Raw genomic sequence first — 15700 nt, forward strand, 5'->3', positions numbered from 1 at the left:
CCAAGCGCCGCCCCGCGGATCATTCGGTTTTCAGGCCCGTTACCTGTCCTAATGGCATTGGCGGAGAGAGAATGGACGAAAAGGTTTACAAGCTGGAGCAGGGCGCCGGGCAATCGGCTGGCGGATTTGTCAGGGTGCGCGGTGCGCGCGAGCACAATCTGAAGAACGTCAATGTGGATATCCCGCGTGATGCGCTGGTGGTGTTCACCGGCGTCTCCGGCTCCGGAAAATCGTCGCTGGCCTTCGGGACGCTGTATGCGGAGGCGCAGCGGCGATATCTGGAATCCGTGTCCCCCTACGCCCGGCGCCTGTTCCACCAGATGTCTGTGCCCGAGGTCGATGAGGTCGAGGGGTTGCCGCCGGCGGTGGCGCTCCAACAGCAGCGGGGATCGCCGACCACACGATCCAGCGTCGGCAGCGTTACGACGCTGTCGAACCTGTTTCGAATGCTTTATTCGCGTGCCGGCGACTATCCGAAATCGCAGCCGCTGCTTTACGCCGAGTCCTTTTCGCCCAATTCGGCGGAAGGGGCCTGTCCGAAGTGCCATGGCCTCGGCCGTGTCTACGACGTGACCGAACGCTCGATGGTGCCGAACGATACCCTCACCATCCGTGAGCGCGCCGTCGCGGCGTGGCCGACAGCCTGGCACGGCCAGAACCTGCGCGATATCCTGACCACGCTCGGCTACGACATCGACACACCCTGGCGCGAACTCCCCAAGAAAGACCGCAACTGGATCCTGTTCACGGACGAGCAGCCTACGGTTCCGGTCTATGCGGGCTATGATCTTAAGGAGGTCCAGCGAGCGCTGCGGCGGAAGGACGAGCCGAGCTATCAGGGCACTTTCACCGGCGCCCGGCGCTATGTCATGGAGACGTTCGCCAATACGACCAGTGCAATGATGAAGAAGCGCGTCGCGCAATACATGCTGAGCACCGAGTGCTCGGCCTGCCACGGCAAACGGCTGAAGCCGGAGGCGCTGTCCGTCAAGTTTGCCGGCATAGATATTGCCGACATGGCGCGCGTTCCGTTGAAGCAGTTGGCGGCGCTGATGCGGCCTTATTGCGAGGGCAAAGTCGGCCGAAAGGATGCTCACCCGGAAAAGGCGATCGTTGTTCAACGGATCGCGCAGGACCTCAGCGCACGGCTTGGCGTGCTGCTGGATCTCGGTCTCGGCTATCTCACGATGGAACGGAGCACGCCGACTCTGTCTCCGGGCGAGCTCCAGCGGCTGCGTTTGGCAACGCAGGTGCGCTCCAACCTGTTCGGCGTGGTCTATGTGCTTGACGAGCCGTCTTCCGGTCTCCATCCCTCCGACACCGAGGCGCTGCTCCGCGCGCTCGACCGGCTGAAGGCGGCCGGAAACTCACTCTTCGTCGTCGAGCATGAGCTCGACGTCGTGCGCCACGCCGATTGGATTGTTGACGTTGGACCCGATGCCGGCAGGCATGGCGGCGAAATCCTCTACAGTGGCCCCATTGACGGTTTGAAAGCCGTCGAAAGATCGCGCACCGCAAAATACTTGTTCAGCCAAGCCGTTCCGCCGCGGCGAAGGCAGCGCTCGCCGCAAGGATGGCTCAAGCTGAGCGGCGTCGCGCGCAACAATCTCAGGGGCATCGACGTCGCATTCCCGCTGGGCGTGCTGACGACGGTCACCGGCGTATCCGGCTCGGGCAAGTCCAGCCTCGTCAGCCAGTTCCTCGTCGAAGCGCTGAGCGGGCATTTTGGGCAGTCGCATGCATCCAACGACGACGGTGAAGATGTCCTTGAACGAGCGCCGGTCGAGACCTCGAGCGGCAAGATCACCGAAGGGCTTGATCGCCTGAAGCGGTTGGTCGTCGTAGACCAGAAGCCGATCGGACGGACTCCTCGCTCCAATCTGGCGACCTACACCGGTCTGTTCGACGATGTGCGAAAGCTGTTCGCACAGACCAAGGAGGCGCGCCGGCGCCGCTTCGATGCCGGGCGATTCTCCTTCAACATGCCGAAGGGCCGCTGCCCGAATTGCCAGGGAGAAGGCTTCGTCTGCGTCGAATTGCTATTCCTGCCAAGCGTTTACGCGCCGTGTCCGGAATGTCAGGGCGCGCGCTATAACAGGGAGACGCTCCGAATCAAGCTCAGCGGGAAGTCGATCGCCGACGTGCTCGGAATGACCGTCGATCAGGCCCACGCCTTCTTCGCCGACGACGCCCACATTGCGAGGTCCCTCGATGTGATCCGGCAGGTCGGGCTCGGTTATATCCGTCTTGGTCAGCCGGCAACTGAGCTGTCCGGCGGCGAGGCGCAACGGGTGAAGCTCGCCACCGAGCTGCAGCGTACGCAGCGCGCGGGCAGTATCTATGTGCTCGATGAGCCGACTACGGGCCTGCATCCGTCCGACGTCGAAAAGCTCATCGTACAACTGGACGGCCTCGTGCAGGCCGGCAGTACCGTCATCGTCGTCGAGCACGACATGAGTGTCGTCTCAGCGAGCGATTGGGTGATCGATATCGGCCCGGGGGCTGGCGATGATGGAGGGCAGGTGGTCGCGGTCGGAACGCCGACGGAGATCGCCCGTGGCGCAATCAGTCTCACGGCACCTTATCTGGCGCGGGCCCTGGGACAGGAAAGCTAGGGAAGGCCTTTCGGCCGAAGAATTGGCACCCCTGACGATCGGCTGCGCAACGGCTCCAGCCCTGGGCAGCAGGGCTGGAGCCGCGCAGTTATAGGCTTCAGGCGGCGCTCGAGGCCTTCGCATTCACGCCCTTGCGGAGTGCCACCGTATTGAGCTTGGTGTTTGCGGCCTTTTCCTCGTTCAGGTTAGTGGTTAGGAACCGCACGATCTCATCGTGGCCGAGCTCTTCTGCCCAGGCGATCAGCGTGCCGTATCGGCACATTTCGTAGTGCTCGACGGCCTGTGCGTTGGCGACGATCGCAGCATCGAGAACCGCCTTGTCCTCGATCTCGCCCGCGGTCTCATCGGCTTCCTTGATGATGCCGTCGATGGCCGGGCATTGGGTGCCGCTGGGCTGCTTGCCGAGCTTGGCAAAGACCTTCTCAAGCCGCTCGACCTGCTTGTTTGTCTCCTCCAGATGCGCCTTTAGGCCCGAGACGAGATCGCGATTGGTGGCTTTGTCGATCATCTTGGGAAGCGCTTTGAGGATCTGCTGCTCGGCATAGTAGATGTCCTGGAGGCCATGCATCAGCAGATCCTCCATCGACTTAATATCTTTGGTAAAGAGGCCCATATTCGATGTCTCCTTCTACAATGTAGCATTGGAACGCCTCGTCGGCGGGCATGTTCCTAGTACGGGATGCGCGAGCACCGGCCAGAATGTCGCGGCATGTCGACGGTGGAGGACGATGAGGGACAGCAAGTCGGAGGTCGCCGAAATCAGGAACGCGGTCCATCTCTGCATCGATATGCAGAACATCTTCGCACCGGGCGGTCTTTGGCAAACTCCCTGGATGGAGCGCGTTCTTCCAACCATTGTTAAGATTGTTTCGCGGCATCAACCGCGAACCATCTTCACCCGCTTCATCACGCCGCAGTCTCCAGAAGACCGTCCCGGGCAATGGCAGAACTATTTCCGGCATTGGCATCAGGCGACGCGCACTCACCTTCCGCCATCTGCACTGGAGCTCGTACCGGAATTGGCGCGTTACGTGCCGCCGCTCCGTATCGTCGACAAGCCCGCGTACTCGGCGTTCAGCAATCCGGCCTTGGCAAGCCTGTTGATCGAGCTTGGGATCCGAACGGTCGTGATATCGGGCGCGGAGACGGATGTTTGCGTGCTCTCGACGGCGCTGAGCGCGGTCGATCTCGGCTTCAGGGTGGTCATCGTCGAGGATGCACTGTGCAGCTCGTCCGACATCGGGCACGACGCGCTGATGACAATGTATCGCACCCGCTTCCACGGTCAGGTTGATCTGGTCACGGCGGATGAACTGACAGAGTATTGGCGCGAATGACTATACGACCGCCTGCTTGTCCTTGCGCAGCTTCTCGACCACGGCGCGGTCGATGTTCAGATGCGCCGCCACCAGCTCGGGCGGGGTTAGCGCCATCCATTGCGCGAGCGAGACGTCCATGAAGCGGTTCGACTTGAAGAGTTCGAGGAAGCAGAGTGGCTCGTCGCCGGTGTTCTCGATGAAATGGCTCATCGACATCGGGACGTAGCCGACATCGCCCGCACGATAGTCGAAGGTTCGCGCCCGCGATTCCGCCGCGAACACGGTCATCCGCGCCTGGCCAGAGATATAATATATTCGTCGGCGTTCGGATGCCAGTGCAATTCCCGCATGTGGCCGGGATTGACCTCGACCAGCGCTGCCGCCACGTCTGTCGAGATCTTGAAGTTGCGGGTATCGCGATGCGGACGTTGCCTCCGGCCGATTGCGTCGGGGACTGCTGCATCGGGCGGAAGACCATGTCGAGCGGCACGGCGCCAAGGGCATCGTGCACGGCATCTGCTTCGAGCTGTGGGGGTGGCGGCTCGGCTTGAAATATGAAGCGCTCCTGCTTTGGAAGCTGGTCGAGCACCTTCACGTCGATGCCCAGGTTCCTGGCCAACACAGCGGGGTCGTTGTGGGCAAACAGGTCGGTGATCGCAAACGTGCTGTCCTCGGAGAACTCGCCGTCCGGAAACGCCAGCAGGAATTCGCAGCCGTCGTCCGGCAAGCCCTGGATCGAGTGAGGGATGCCTGATGGAAAGTACCAGAGGTCGCCAGGACCGACATCGGCGATGAAATTGTGGCTGTCATTGTCGACCGCTGTGATGCGGGCCTTGCCCGCCAGCAAGAACGCCCATTCGGCTTGCTTGTGCCAGTGAAGTCGCGGACGCCGCCCGCTGTCAGGCGCATGTTCACGCCGGCCATCGTGGTCGAGATCGCCAGCTCGCGCTGCGTGACCTCGCGCGACCAGCCGCCGGTTCGGATCTTCATATGCGCGTCCGCCAACGAAAACCGCAGGTTCGGCACCGAGCCATGATCGGTCGACGGCGGCCGCAATATGTCCGGGTTCTGCAGCTCCCGCTCCGGATTGTGCGGGCCGACGATCGCGGCGCCCTTGTCGCCAATAACAGGTTCGTTGCGCGGCTGGGCCGAGGCCGCTGCGGTGGCGCCGAGCGCGGCAGCGGCCGCCAGCAGGGTCCGTCGGTTTGTTGTGTTCATGAGAGGCTCCTGCTCAGCCGCACGTCAGCACGATCTTGCCGCCGTATGGCCACGTTCTGTGGATCGGCGCGGCTTTTGACCCCCGACCGGCGCCCAACATTGGCTCTGACGCATATTCGATGATCGTGATTGTTTTTATGGCGCGCCAATCAGCCTAGCCTGAAGGAGATCGAGCTTAGCGCGCCCGTACATCTGCCGTTTGACCAGCTTGAGCTTGGTGATCTGAGCTTCCACTTGGCCATTGGACCATGGTTGCGTAATAGCGGCGTGCACCGCGCCCTTATCGTTGGCGATTCCATTCGCGAACGAGGCAATGAGGCTCCGCTTGGATTCATCAATCCAAGGTTCGAGCTCGATCTCGGCCTTCCTTCGGATCATCGCGTGGAAACGGCCAACGAGAGCTTGGGCATCGGCCAACATAGGAACGTTTTGTTCGATGACGGCAAGCGTGACGGTCTCGGCCTTGGTTAGGTGGTCGCGCTTCGTCGTCATCAGCTGCGCTATCGTCCTGGCGGCGGGGACCTTCTGCAATTGTTGATGGCTGATAGTCTCGGCACGCCGCCGTCGCGTCGCCCATTCCGCCACCACGCGCAGCGATCCCTTGAAGCCTTGTCCCTTCAAACGGCGCCAGAGTTCGGCACCGTTGCGACAGCCGCCTGACCACTGCGCGTCCAGGAACGGCAGATGCCCGTCCAGGGTGCTTTGACGGGTGCGGAACATATCCGTACCGCCGCCGCGGCTAATTTGGCGAACCAGATTGCGACTATGTCCTGTGCGGCGGACGATCTCCTTGAGCGGCAAACCGTCGCTGACGAGAGCCGTAATTGCGGCATGGCTGTCCTGGCGCCGCAGATAGCCCTGATAGCGCAGCTTTTCCGCACAGGTCAGCAATTCCGGATTGATCGTCGTCGCTCCTATTGCGGTTCGGATTCTGTTCATGGAGCGGCGCACCGCATCAAGGAAGGCCGCGCTCGCATTTTCCATCAGATGCCAGCGGTCGGCGACTTGGATGGCGTTCGGCAGCGCCTTGGCTGTTGCCTCGCCGTATCCACCACCGCGATCTCGCGACACAATGTTGATCGCGGGGTGCTTCGATAGCCACGCCCGAACGGTCGCAGTTTCCCTGTCGGGCAGCAGGGCAACGATCCGCCGACGCTCCAAATCGCACACGATCGTCCCGTATCGATGGTTTCTCCGGAACGCCCAGTCATCGATGCCCACAACAAGCAATGGATCTGTCGGCATCGCCGTCCGCCGGCGGACCACCCGTAGCAAGGTATCGTTGCTGACAGGCAGCATGAGCCGCTTGGCGAAGCTTGCCGCCGGCCGGCCGCCGAGCGCCAACCCCAAGTGATGGACGATGTATTCCAGCCGTGCCGTCCGGCGCCGTCGAAGCGGGACGATGTCTTCTCCGAACCGCTCTGCGAAGATCCGCCGGCGGCAATGCGGCTCCTCACATGTGAAGCGCCGCGTGAGCAATCGGAGGCGCACCTTTCTGCCCCCTGATGGCAAATCGGCCACGTGCCGGATGTAACGGCTATGGATTCGGCGCGATGCTGTCGCGCACAAAGGGCACTGGGCCTCCGCAGCCTCTGACCGAACAGCCAGAATAACCGAATCCTCTGAATCACTTACGCCATCAAACACCAAACCACTCGGTACTAGCGATGAAATTCGAAAGCCTGTCCGCATGGCGCCGATTCTCCGTTGAAGAACCACAGTCGCCGGCGAACTTCATCAGAAATGAGTCAGAGCCAATGTTGGGCGCCGAAAGGGGTCAATATTCGGAGCCGCGACACAAATAGCGACCGTCGCCGCGCCGGGCGAGGTAGGAGGGACGAGCCACGAATAGGCCTTTCCGGGGGCGGGCGGGGTGAGACATCCCCGTGGGATGTAACACCGTCAAATCCGCTACCACATTCTGGCCAACGTGCTGTAAAACCTCAAGATTTCGCTTCGGTTCTGGACTTGGCAGCGCGTCCCTCCCCCGCTACCATATTTCCCCACACTCCTTCGACGCGGTTCGGATAAGCCATTTCCCTCAGTAGGGCGGGATGCACGCGTGGTCAGTTGCGATCTATCGCGCCGGTGGATTCCGCGAACTGCCGAGTTGGGTCGGCGGAACGATCGAATGACGGGCGGCAAAATCGATCAAGGCGTCTCGCGCGGGGCTATCCGGCTGCAGCAAGTCCTTGTGCGTGCCGAACAAGGTTATGGCGACCTCGATCTCTCCCTGCCAATTCGTGATCGCGGATGAAATCGCGATCAAGCCCGGGATGTAACGACCGTCGACATAGGCGATGCGCTCGCGCCGGACTTTCGAAGTCAATGCCTCGACGCTTGCCATATCGGGATTGAGATCAGGCCAGCTCACGCCGGCAGAAGCGGCGCGCTCGAGTTCGTTGTGCAGTCGTGCGGTGAGTTGCGGGGACGGCAGATAAGACAGGAAGACCCGTCCGGTCGCTGAATCCAGCAATGGAAACGTGCTGCCCAGACCGATCGACGTGGTCGTCAGATGGGGGCCCCTCTCCATTCTCACCACGGTCGGGCCATTGTGGCTCCAGACGGCCAGCAGCGCGGCCTGGCCCGTCGTCGCGGCCAATTCCTCAAGCTCATCGGATGCGCGGACGACGAAGTTGTTCCGGCTGATGGCCGCAACACCGAGCTCCGCTGCTTCGCGGCCGAGGTCGTATCGGCCGGAGCGCTCTTTCTGCACGGCAAGGCCCGCATGGATGAAGCTTGCCAGGTAGCGATGCACTTTGCTCGGTGACATGCCCGCTTCGCGCGCGATATCCGACAGCGTCGCCGGCCCGTCAAAGGATCGCAGGACTCGCAGGACCGAAAGCGCGGTGTCGAGAGCCTGGATGCCACCCGGGGCGGTCCCGCTCTCCTCATCGGCATCTTTCGCGGGCGTCCGCTTCATTTCAACAATTCCCTGAATTCGGTTGGCACGCTCGCGCCGCGAAGCCCGCCTGCTTCTGTCACAGTAGCCCAGGCGCGCTGCTCGAAGCCGCTCGCAACCTGCATGTTTCCGACCGACAGCTTGTAGTCGATTCGAAACCGTCGCTCTTGCCACTCGGCCACTTCTGCGCGGATCACCAGCTCGTCGTCGTAGCGGCCGGGCCCCGTGAACTCGGCGCCGACATTGACGAGCGGCGTGACGCTGTTGAAGCGCCGTTTGAGCTCGCGCTGGCCCAATCCGTGTGTGCGCAACCAGCGCTGATAGGTGCAGTCGAGCCAGTAGAAGTAATTGGGATAAAAGACGATTCCGGCTTCGTCGCAATCGCCCCACTCGATCGTGAAAGCTGTTTCAAACATCCAAGAATCCTACCGCCTTCGATGCCGGACCGAAGCTTCTCCGGCCTCTATATTCCCTATAATAAAAATAATTCCTCACAGCGCAAAGAAAGATATTGCATATCAGGAAATAGATTGTACCGTGAGGAATAAGAAGCGAGAAAGTCAGGGAAGGGAAAAGTCATGCGGCTTGGTCGCATTGCTGTGCTGGGAGGCGGTCCTGCGGGGCTGTATTTCGCCGCGCTCTGGAAGCGTCGGCATCCCGAGGCTCACGTCGATGTCTTCGAGCAGAATCCGGAAGGCGCGACCTGGGGATTCGGTGTCGTCTTCTCCGACAAGGCGCTCGATTTCCTTCGCGCTGACGATCCGGAAACCGAGCAAGCCGTATCAGTGCGCATGGAGACGTGGCGCGACATCACGCTGGTGCATCGCGGCGAGCGCGTCGTGCTTGATGGCGTCGGCTTCTCCGCGGTCGGACGGCTCGATTTCATCACGCAGCTGACCGGGCGCGCCCGGTCCGCCGGCGCGAATCTCCATTTCGGCAAGATCGTCCGCTCCCTCGATGAGCTCGCGGGCCACGATCTGATCGTTGCCGCCGACGGAGTGAACTCACTGGTGCGAAGAACCTATGAAGGCGACTTCAAGACCTCGCTTTCCTACGACGACAACAAGTTTGCCTGGTACGGCACCACCAAGCGTTTCGAGACGTTGACGCAAACGTTCGTCGAAACCGAGTTCGGCAGCTTCAACGCGCATCATTATCGTTACTCGCCGACGATGAGCACGTTCATCGTCGAATGCGATCGCGCCACCTGGCTGCGCGCCGGCTTCGCCGAGAAGAGCGAGCAAGAGAGCAAGGCGCTGTGCGAGAAGGTGTTCGCCGACACGCTCGAAGGGCATCCGCTCGTCAACAACAAGTCGGTCTGGCGGAATTTCCCCTGGCTGTGGAACGATCGCTGGTCTCACCGCAACATGGTGCTCGTCGGTGACGCGCTCCATACCGCGCATTTCTCGATCGGATCCGGCACGCGCCTTGCGCTCGAGGACGTCATCGCCCTCGTGGGCGCGCTGGACGGTGAACCAAATCATCTGCGCCGCGCGCTCGAAAGCTATGAGGCCGCGCGCCGCCCGGCGGTGGAGAAGCTGGTCAAGGCCGCAAAAACCAGCGCAGCCTGGTACGAAAGTTTCGGCGAGTACATGAAGCTGAAGCCGCTGGAGTTCGGCTACAGCTACATCACCCGCTCGGGGCGGATCGACGACAATCAGCTCCGCGCCATGTCGCCGCGCTTCATGGCGCGCTACGACGCGCAGTCTCCGATCCCCGGCACATCGGCGCGAGTCAAGGAGCACGCCCATGACTGATGGAATCGACCAAGCGCTCGTGACCGCGATCGTGGACCGCGTACCTGAGGATGCTCCCGGGGCGCTGGAGATCGGCTTCGAAATCGCCGAGCGCTACAACGCCAGCGAGATCCTGTTCGACAATCTTAGGGCGGGTCGTGCCGACAAGATCGCGATCTATGCTGCAACTGGTAACGCCAGCTGCGGCGAGCTCTGCGCCAGGGCCGCGCAATGCGGCAACGCACTTGCCTCGCTCGGGCTGCGCCGCGGCGATCGCGTGCTGCTCCTGCTGAACGACACGGCATCTTACCCCGCGGTGTTCTTCGGTGCCGTCCGCGCGGGCTTCGTGCCGATGCTGATCAACACGTTGTCGCCGAAGGATCTCATCGGCTTCTATTTGCAGGACTCGTCCGCGCCGGTTGCGGTGATCGATGCCGAATACGCTGCGCTGTTCGAACAGGAGACGATCGCACCAACGCAGCTGCGCACCCTTGTCGTACTCAACGGCGAGGCCAAAGGCGAAAAGGGCGAATCCCCGGTCAGGATGATCAATGGCGACCAATGGTTCGCGCAGTTTCGCAGCGAGCTCGACGCCGCGCCTACGCGGCGCGACGACATGGCGTTCTGGATGTACAGCTCGGGCAGCACCGGCCGGCCGAAAGGCATCGTGCATCTCCAGCACGACATGGACTACACGGCGAAGAGTTTTGGCAGCCACATTCTTGATATCAGCGAGCACGATATCTGCTTCTCCGTGCCGAAAATCTTCTTTGCCTATGGCTTTGGCAATTCGATCTCGTTCCCGTTCTCGGTCGGTGCGTCCTCGGTTCTGCTGGCCGGGCGGCCCGAGCCGGCCGCGGTGCTCGATATGATCGCGCGGTTCAAGCCGACGCTCTTCTTCGGCCTGCCGACGCTCTACAACGCGATGCTCAATCACCCGCGGATCGAGACCGCCGATCTGTCCAGCGTGCGCCTCTGTCTCTCGGCTGCCGAAGTGCTGTCGCAGGACATTTTCAACGACTGGAAGCGGCGCTTCGGCCTCGAGATCGTCGAAGGTCTCGGATCGACTGAAGCCTTGCACATCTATCTCTCGAACACGCCCGCGCAGAAGAAGACCGGCGCGGCCGGCAAGCGCGTTCCCGGCTACGAGATCCGGCTGACAACGCCCGAGGGCGAGCCGGTCGCGCAGGGACAGGAAGGCGTGATGTGGGTCCGTGCACACTCCAACGCGCCTTGCTACTGGAACAGGCCGGACAAGACCGCGCAGACCATGCGCGAGGAGGGGTGGATATGGACCGGCGACCGGCTGGTTGAGGATGCCGATGGCTTCTACACCTTTGTCGGGCGCGTCGACGACCTCATCAAGGTCAGCGGCCAGTGGATCTACCCACTCGAGATCGAGCTTTGCCTGTCGGAGCACCCGGCGATCCGCGAATGTGCTGTCCTCGGCCTCGAGCTGCCCGATCGCCGCATGACGACGAAAGCATTCATCACTCTTCGTGATGGTTATGCGCCAAGCGAAACGCTGACCCGAGAGCTCCACGATTTCGTCAAGTCGAAGCTGCTGCCGTTCAAATATCCGCGCCTGGTCGAATACCGGCCCGAATTGCCGAAAACCGGAACGGGCAAGATCGATCGGCAGAAGCTGCGCAGCGCGCCAGCGGACGCCTGAGCGCGGCCTGCCTTCTACGCGCATTGTCACTGCCTCAGCAAACCCAAGCTCATTGCAGTTCGTGATGTCGCCTGCGAAGACGATCGACGTGACTGAAGTTATCGAACAGGCGCGGTTCGGGCGCCTCCAGCTCCTGATCCTCGTTCTCTGCGCCTGGATTGCCATGCTCGATGGCTTCGACACCCAGGCCATCGCCTACGTCGCGCCCGTCATTGCCGAGCAATGGGGGATCGCGATGGCGGGCTTCGGACCGATCTTCGGTGCGGGCCTCGCCGGCCTCACGGTCGGCGCTTTCATCCTGAGCCCGGCGGCCGATCGGTTCGGCCGCAAGAAGGTGATCCTGCTATCGGTGCTGCTGTTCGGCATCTTCGCAGCCGTCACGGCGCGGGCGACCACGCTGAACGAGCTCCTGGCCTATCGTTTCCTGACGGGTCTCGGCCTCGGCGGCGCCATGCCCAACATCATCGCGCTGACCAGCGAATATGCGCCGAAGCGGATGCGCGCGCTGCTGATCGCCATCATGTTCTGCGGCTTTCCGCTGGGTTCGACCATCGGCGGCGTCATCAGCGCGCCGTTAATCGCTGCGCAAGGCTGGCAGTCGGTCTTCCTCGTCGGCGGCATCCTGCCGCTCGCGACCCTGGTTGTTCTCACCATCTGGCTGCCCGAGTCGATCCGTTTCCTGATGACGCGCAGCGTTGCGGACGAGCGAATCGCAAAGCTTCTGACAAGGCTCGACCCGAGCATTTCGCAGGTGGCCGAAAATCGCTATGTCATGCGGTCCTCGCAGGTATCAGGCTTCCCCGTGGCAAAGCTTCTCGCCGAAGGCCGCGCATCTATGACGCTGCTGCTCTGGGTCGCATTCTTCATGAACCTGCTCGTCATGTACTTCCTCGTGAACTGGATGCCCTCGCTGCTCAAGGCGAGCGGCCTGCCACTCAACATCGCGATCCTCTCGACGGCGGTGCTCAACGCCGGAGGCGTCGTCGGTGCAATCGTGCTCGGCCGCTTCGTCGATCGGCTCGATCCCTATCTGGTGCTCGGCGGCGCTTATTCGGCCTCCGCACTCTTCATCGCTGGCATCGCATTCGGTTCGTCCAATGTCTGGACCCTGATGATTGCGACCTTCCTTGCCGGCTTCGGCGTCGTCGGCGCGCAGATCGGCATGAACGCGCTTGCCGCCAGCCTCTACCCGACCGAGATCCGCTCCACCGGAGTGGGCTGGGCGCTCGGCGTCGGTCGCATCGGATCGATCATCGGGCCGGTCGCCGGAGGCGCTCTGCTCGGCTTCGGGTGGACTGCGCAGTCCGTCGTGCTGACGGCGGCGGCGCCGGCCCTGCTGGCGGGCCTTGCGGTAATCGCCCTTCGCAAGCGCGAGCCGTCGCTCAGGCTCGTGCCTTCGGTCGCAACGCTTCATCACTAAAAGCGAGACAGACAATGTCAGAGCAAGCCATCATGGCGCCCACCGCCGACACACCGGAGCGGCGCGCCTTCTACGACAAGATCGACAAGAACAACCTCACGGCGCTGTGGCTGTCGCTGGCCGATCTCGTGACGCCGGAGCCGCGGAGCGCGTGTCGTCCCGCATCGTGGCGGTTCGACGAGATCCGCGCCTACATGCTGGAGGCGGGCGGTCTCATCACCGCAAAGGAAGCCGAGCGGCGCGTTCTCGTCCTCGAGAATCCAGGTCTGCGCGGTCAATCCAAGATCACGACGGATCTCTATGCCGGCGTGCAGCTCGTCATGCCGGGCGAAATTGCACCGGCCCATCGCCACACACAGTCTGCGCTCCGCTTCATCCTCGAGGGCGAGGGCGCCTACACGGCAGTGAACGGCGAACGCACGATGATGCATGAGGGCGACTTCATCATCACGCCGCCCTGGGCCTGGCACGATCACGGCAATCCGAGTGACGATCCGGTGTTCTGGCTCGACGGTCTCGACATTCCCGTCATTCAGATGCTGGATGCTTCCTTCGCCGAACATCTCGACGTCGACGAGCAGCCGATCACCCGTCCGGTCGGCGACAGCGATGCCCGCTACGGCCATAATCTGCTTCCGGTCGATCACAGGGGCAGCGGCGGCACCTCGCCGGTGTTCAATTATCCCTATGCACGAACCCGCGAGGCACTCGAGCGCCTGCGACGCGCCGCCGCCTGGGACGCCTGCCACGGTCTCAAGATGCGCTACACCAATCCGATCACCGGCAATCACGCCATGGCCACCATGGCGACCTTCATCCAGCTCCTGCCGAAGGATTTTGCGACGGCAGCTTACCGTTCGACCGACGCGACCGTGTTCGTGCCGATCGAAGGCAAGGGTCGCAGCGTGATCTCGTCGCGATCCGGCGAGGATATCGTCGTCGAGTGGGGCAAGCGCGACATCTTCGTGGTGCCGTCCTGGCATCGCGTACGTCATGAAGCCTCCGGCGGCGACGCCGTGATCTTCTCCTATTCCGATCGACCCATTCAGGAAGCCCTGCATCTTTTCAGAGAGGACCGCGGCAATGCTTGATACCGTTATTCGCTCGGATTTTGTCCTGTCACCGCCGCCGCAGGCGTCGGTCGCGGTCCACAATGCGTCGGCGCGCTTTCCGGTGCGCCGGATCATCTGCGTCGGCCGCAATTACGCGGCGCATGCACGTGAGATGGGGCGCGATCCCGATCGCGAGCCGCCGTTCTTCTTCCTGAAGCCCGCGGATACGGTCGTGGACGACGGCGCGACCGTTCCCTATCCGCCGCTGACCAACAATTTCCACTACGAGATCGAGTTGATCGTTGCGATCGGGCAGGGCGGCACTGACATCCCCGTCGCGCGCGCGCTCGATCACGTCTGGGGCTACGGCGTCGGCATTGATCTGACCCGTCGCGATCTGCAGCTTCAGGCCCGCGAGCAGGGCCGTCCCTGGGATTGGGGCAAGGGTTTCGACCTCTCGGCGCCGATCGCGCCGCTGCGGCCGGTCTCGGAGGTCGGGCACCCCGGCAACGGGCGTATCTGGCTCGCCGTCGACGGCGTGACCAAGCAGGACTCCGACATCGCAAAGCTGATCTGGCCCGTGCCCGATATCATCTCGATCTGTTCGCGGTCGATGGCGCTCAAACCCGGCGATATCATCATGACGGGGACGCCGGAAGGCGTCGGCCCCGTGCAGCGCGGCCAAATCATGACCGGCGGCATCGACGGGATCGGCGAAATCAGGATCGCCGTCGAATAGCTCGATGTCGGCTTTTGACGGACTGCCAAAGCGGTCCATCGCCGAGAGCAGTGTCGCTGCGGCGCATCCTTCGAGACGCCCGCCTCTGGCGGGCCCTCAGGATGAGGGCGGAGCGTGTGGCTGCAGTTTCAGCGGGCGCCGTTGCAGCTTAGCCTCATCCTGAGGAGACTGCTGGAAGCGGTCGTCTCGAAGGACGAGGCGTGCGCGCAGGTCGCTCAAGAAGCTCATATCCGATAGCCCTGCCGTCGAGAGTCAGACGGCCCCCGATAAGGAAAAGAGGGCTTCGGAAATAGTGGGTCTAGCGATGTAGCGGACCCCTACCATCAATCCCCAGCGATCCCATCTGATAGCGCAGGTGTCCGCAGCCGAGCCCGATGGCACGTGCCGGCTCTGCGGAATGCGCCTCGCCTGCGGTCGAGGCAACGCGCCGTAAGGGGGAGGGAGCCGACATGGTCAAGGGTCTGCCGAGCGACGTCGAAGTCATCACGCTGTTCGTCGACGACATCACGTCGTCGAAGGCGTTCTACGGCAAGGTTTTCGCAGCCGAGACCGTTTGGGAGGATACCGTCTCGTCCGTGCTGAAATTCGGCGGCCTCCTGATCAATCTTCTCGACATCTCCCAGGCGCCTCCGCTGGTCACACCAATCCCGGTGGGACCGTCGTCCGCAGGGGCCCGCGCACTGCTCACGATCAGGGTGGCCGACGTCGACGCGGTGTGCGCCGCGCTCCGGGCGATCGGCGTCGATCTGCTCAATGGCCCGATCGACCGTCCCTGGGGACGACGAACCGCGGCCTTCGCCGACCCCTCGGGGCATGTCTGGGAGATCGCGCAGGTGATCGGGCGGGCGTAGGCCGTAGGAGGGGGCGAGCACTTGGATTCATCAACACCCGTTCCTCGCTGAAGCATGATGGCTCTCGTTCCGCCTTTGCCTTGCAAGCTACGGCGGACAAGTCGCGTTACCCATCCTGTATACTAGGGTCTGTACCTAATTAGCGATCTCTGATTCCGTCGCACGGAGTTGATTCG

The 15700-nt window shown here is 62.5% G+C and carries 13 protein-coding genes and 1 pseudogene; 8 read left to right on the top strand and 6 right to left on the bottom strand.

What is annotated here, in order from left to right; all coding sequences use genetic code 11:
* Positions 1-71 precede the first annotated feature (71 nt).
* Positions 72-2615 (top strand): excinuclease ABC subunit UvrA, encoded by a 2544-nt coding sequence (gene uvrA / locus Q0687_RS22590; protein WP_298881555.1) that lies wholly within the window; start codon positions 72-74, stop codon positions 2613-2615.
* Positions 2616-2712: 97 nt separating this feature from the next.
* Here the strand turns inward: uvrA and Q0687_RS22595 are convergent, their stop codons facing one another.
* Entirely contained in the window at positions 2713-3228 is a 516-nt protein-coding gene (locus tag Q0687_RS22595; RefSeq protein ID WP_298881558.1) for a ferritin-like domain-containing protein, read from the bottom strand.
* A gap of 115 nt (positions 3229-3343) precedes the next feature.
* On the opposite strand from Q0687_RS22595, the gene Q0687_RS22600 reads away from it, so the two are divergent.
* Complete coding sequence (locus tag Q0687_RS22600; protein WP_298881561.1) at positions 3344-3952, top strand: isochorismatase family cysteine hydrolase; 609 nt, start codon at positions 3344-3346, stop codon at positions 3950-3952.
* Here Q0687_RS22600 and Q0687_RS35855 read toward each other — a convergent pair whose 3' ends face one another.
* From Q0687_RS35855 to Q0687_RS22620, 5 genes and pseudogenes are all read right to left on the bottom strand, one after another.
* Entirely contained in the window at positions 3953-4450 is a 498-nt protein-coding gene (locus Q0687_RS35855; RefSeq protein ID WP_363323978.1) for a cupin domain-containing protein, read from the bottom strand.
* 133 nt (positions 4451-4583) lie between these two features.
* Positions 4584-4781: pseudogene (locus tag Q0687_RS35860) on the bottom strand (cupin domain-containing protein); the annotation flags it as partial.
* 506 nt (positions 4782-5287) lie between these two features.
* Positions 5288-6844, bottom strand: a complete 1557-nt coding sequence (locus Q0687_RS22610) for an ISL3 family transposase (RefSeq protein ID WP_298881563.1) — start codon at positions 6842-6844, stop codon at positions 5288-5290.
* A gap of 385 nt (positions 6845-7229) precedes the next feature.
* Positions 7230-8075, bottom strand: a complete 846-nt coding sequence (locus Q0687_RS22615) for an IclR family transcriptional regulator (RefSeq protein ID WP_298881566.1) — start codon at positions 8073-8075, stop codon at positions 7230-7232.
* Positions 8072-8470 carry an acyl-CoA thioesterase gene (locus Q0687_RS22620; protein WP_298881570.1) on the bottom strand — a complete coding sequence of 133 codons (399 nt, stop codon included), beginning with the start codon at positions 8468-8470 and terminating at the stop codon, positions 8072-8074. The genes Q0687_RS22615 and Q0687_RS22620 overlap by 4 nt, the downstream gene beginning before the upstream one ends.
* A gap of 162 nt (positions 8471-8632) precedes the next feature.
* On the opposite strand from Q0687_RS22620, the gene Q0687_RS22625 reads away from it, so the two are divergent.
* The 6 genes from Q0687_RS22625 (at position 8633) to Q0687_RS22650 (ending at position 15524) form a co-directional block, all read left to right on the top strand.
* Positions 8633-9811: an FAD-dependent monooxygenase gene (locus Q0687_RS22625; protein ID WP_298881572.1), complete on the top strand. Its 1179-nt coding sequence runs from the start codon at positions 8633-8635 to the stop codon at positions 9809-9811.
* On the top strand, positions 9804-11462 hold the full coding sequence (locus Q0687_RS22630) for a benzoate-CoA ligase family protein (protein WP_298881576.1): 1659 nt from the start codon (positions 9804-9806) through the stop codon (positions 11460-11462). The genes Q0687_RS22625 and Q0687_RS22630 overlap by 8 nt, the downstream gene beginning before the upstream one ends.
* A gap of 64 nt (positions 11463-11526) precedes the next feature.
* Positions 11527-12882 carry an MFS transporter gene (locus tag Q0687_RS22635; protein WP_298881579.1) on the top strand — a complete coding sequence of 452 codons (1356 nt, stop codon included), beginning with the start codon at positions 11527-11529 and terminating at the stop codon, positions 12880-12882.
* A 14-nt stretch (positions 12883-12896) separates the two neighbouring features.
* Complete coding sequence (gtdA, locus tag Q0687_RS22640; RefSeq protein WP_298881582.1) at positions 12897-13973, top strand: gentisate 1,2-dioxygenase; 1077 nt, start codon at positions 12897-12899, stop codon at positions 13971-13973.
* On the top strand, positions 13966-14673 hold the full coding sequence (locus Q0687_RS22645) for a fumarylacetoacetate hydrolase family protein (RefSeq protein WP_298881585.1): 708 nt from the start codon (positions 13966-13968) through the stop codon (positions 14671-14673). Before gtdA ends, Q0687_RS22645 begins: the two co-directional genes overlap by 8 nt.
* A 449-nt stretch (positions 14674-15122) precedes the next feature.
* Positions 15123-15524, top strand: a complete 402-nt coding sequence (locus Q0687_RS22650) for a VOC family protein (protein ID WP_298881588.1) — start codon at positions 15123-15125, stop codon at positions 15522-15524.
* Positions 15525-15700: the final 176 nt, after the last annotated feature.

This window comes from uncultured Bradyrhizobium sp. (assembly GCF_936928535.1).
Taxonomy (GTDB): domain Bacteria; phylum Pseudomonadota; class Alphaproteobacteria; order Rhizobiales; family Xanthobacteraceae; genus Bradyrhizobium.

Bases quoted from the DNA above. Each gene is read 5' to 3' on its own strand.
- Q0687_RS22645 (WP_298881585.1), top strand. From the start codon at position 13,966: ATGCTTGATACCGTTATTCGCTCGGATTTTGTCCTGTCACCGCCGCCG.
- Q0687_RS22610 (WP_298881563.1), bottom strand. From the start codon at position 6,844: ATGCGGACAGGCTTTCGAATTTCATCGCTAGTACCGAGTGGTTTGGTG.
- Q0687_RS22650 (WP_298881588.1), top strand. From the start codon at position 15,123: ATGGTCAAGGGTCTGCCGAGCGACGTCGAAGTCATCACGCTGTTCGTC.
- Q0687_RS22595 (WP_298881558.1), bottom strand. From the start codon at position 3,228: ATGGGCCTCTTTACCAAAGATATTAAGTCGATGGAGGATCTGCTGATG.
- gtdA (WP_298881582.1), top strand. From the start codon at position 12,897: ATGTCAGAGCAAGCCATCATGGCGCCCACCGCCGACACACCGGAGCGG.
- Q0687_RS22615 (WP_298881566.1), bottom strand. From the start codon at position 8,075: ATGAAGCGGACGCCCGCGAAAGATGCCGATGAGGAGAGCGGGACCGCC.
- Q0687_RS22600 (WP_298881561.1), top strand. From the start codon at position 3,344: ATGAGGGACAGCAAGTCGGAGGTCGCCGAAATCAGGAACGCGGTCCAT.
- Q0687_RS22630 (WP_298881576.1), top strand. From the start codon at position 9,804: ATGACTGATGGAATCGACCAAGCGCTCGTGACCGCGATCGTGGACCGC.
- uvrA (WP_298881555.1), top strand. From the start codon at position 72: ATGGACGAAAAGGTTTACAAGCTGGAGCAGGGCGCCGGGCAATCGGCT.
- Q0687_RS35855 (WP_363323978.1), bottom strand. From the start codon at position 4,450: ATGCCGTGCACGATGCCCTTGGCGCCGTGCCGCTCGACATGGTCTTCC.
- Q0687_RS22635 (WP_298881579.1), top strand. From the start codon at position 11,527: ATGTCGCCTGCGAAGACGATCGACGTGACTGAAGTTATCGAACAGGCG.
- Q0687_RS22620 (WP_298881570.1), bottom strand. From the start codon at position 8,470: ATGTTTGAAACAGCTTTCACGATCGAGTGGGGCGATTGCGACGAAGCC.
- Q0687_RS22625 (WP_298881572.1), top strand. From the start codon at position 8,633: ATGCGGCTTGGTCGCATTGCTGTGCTGGGAGGCGGTCCTGCGGGGCTG.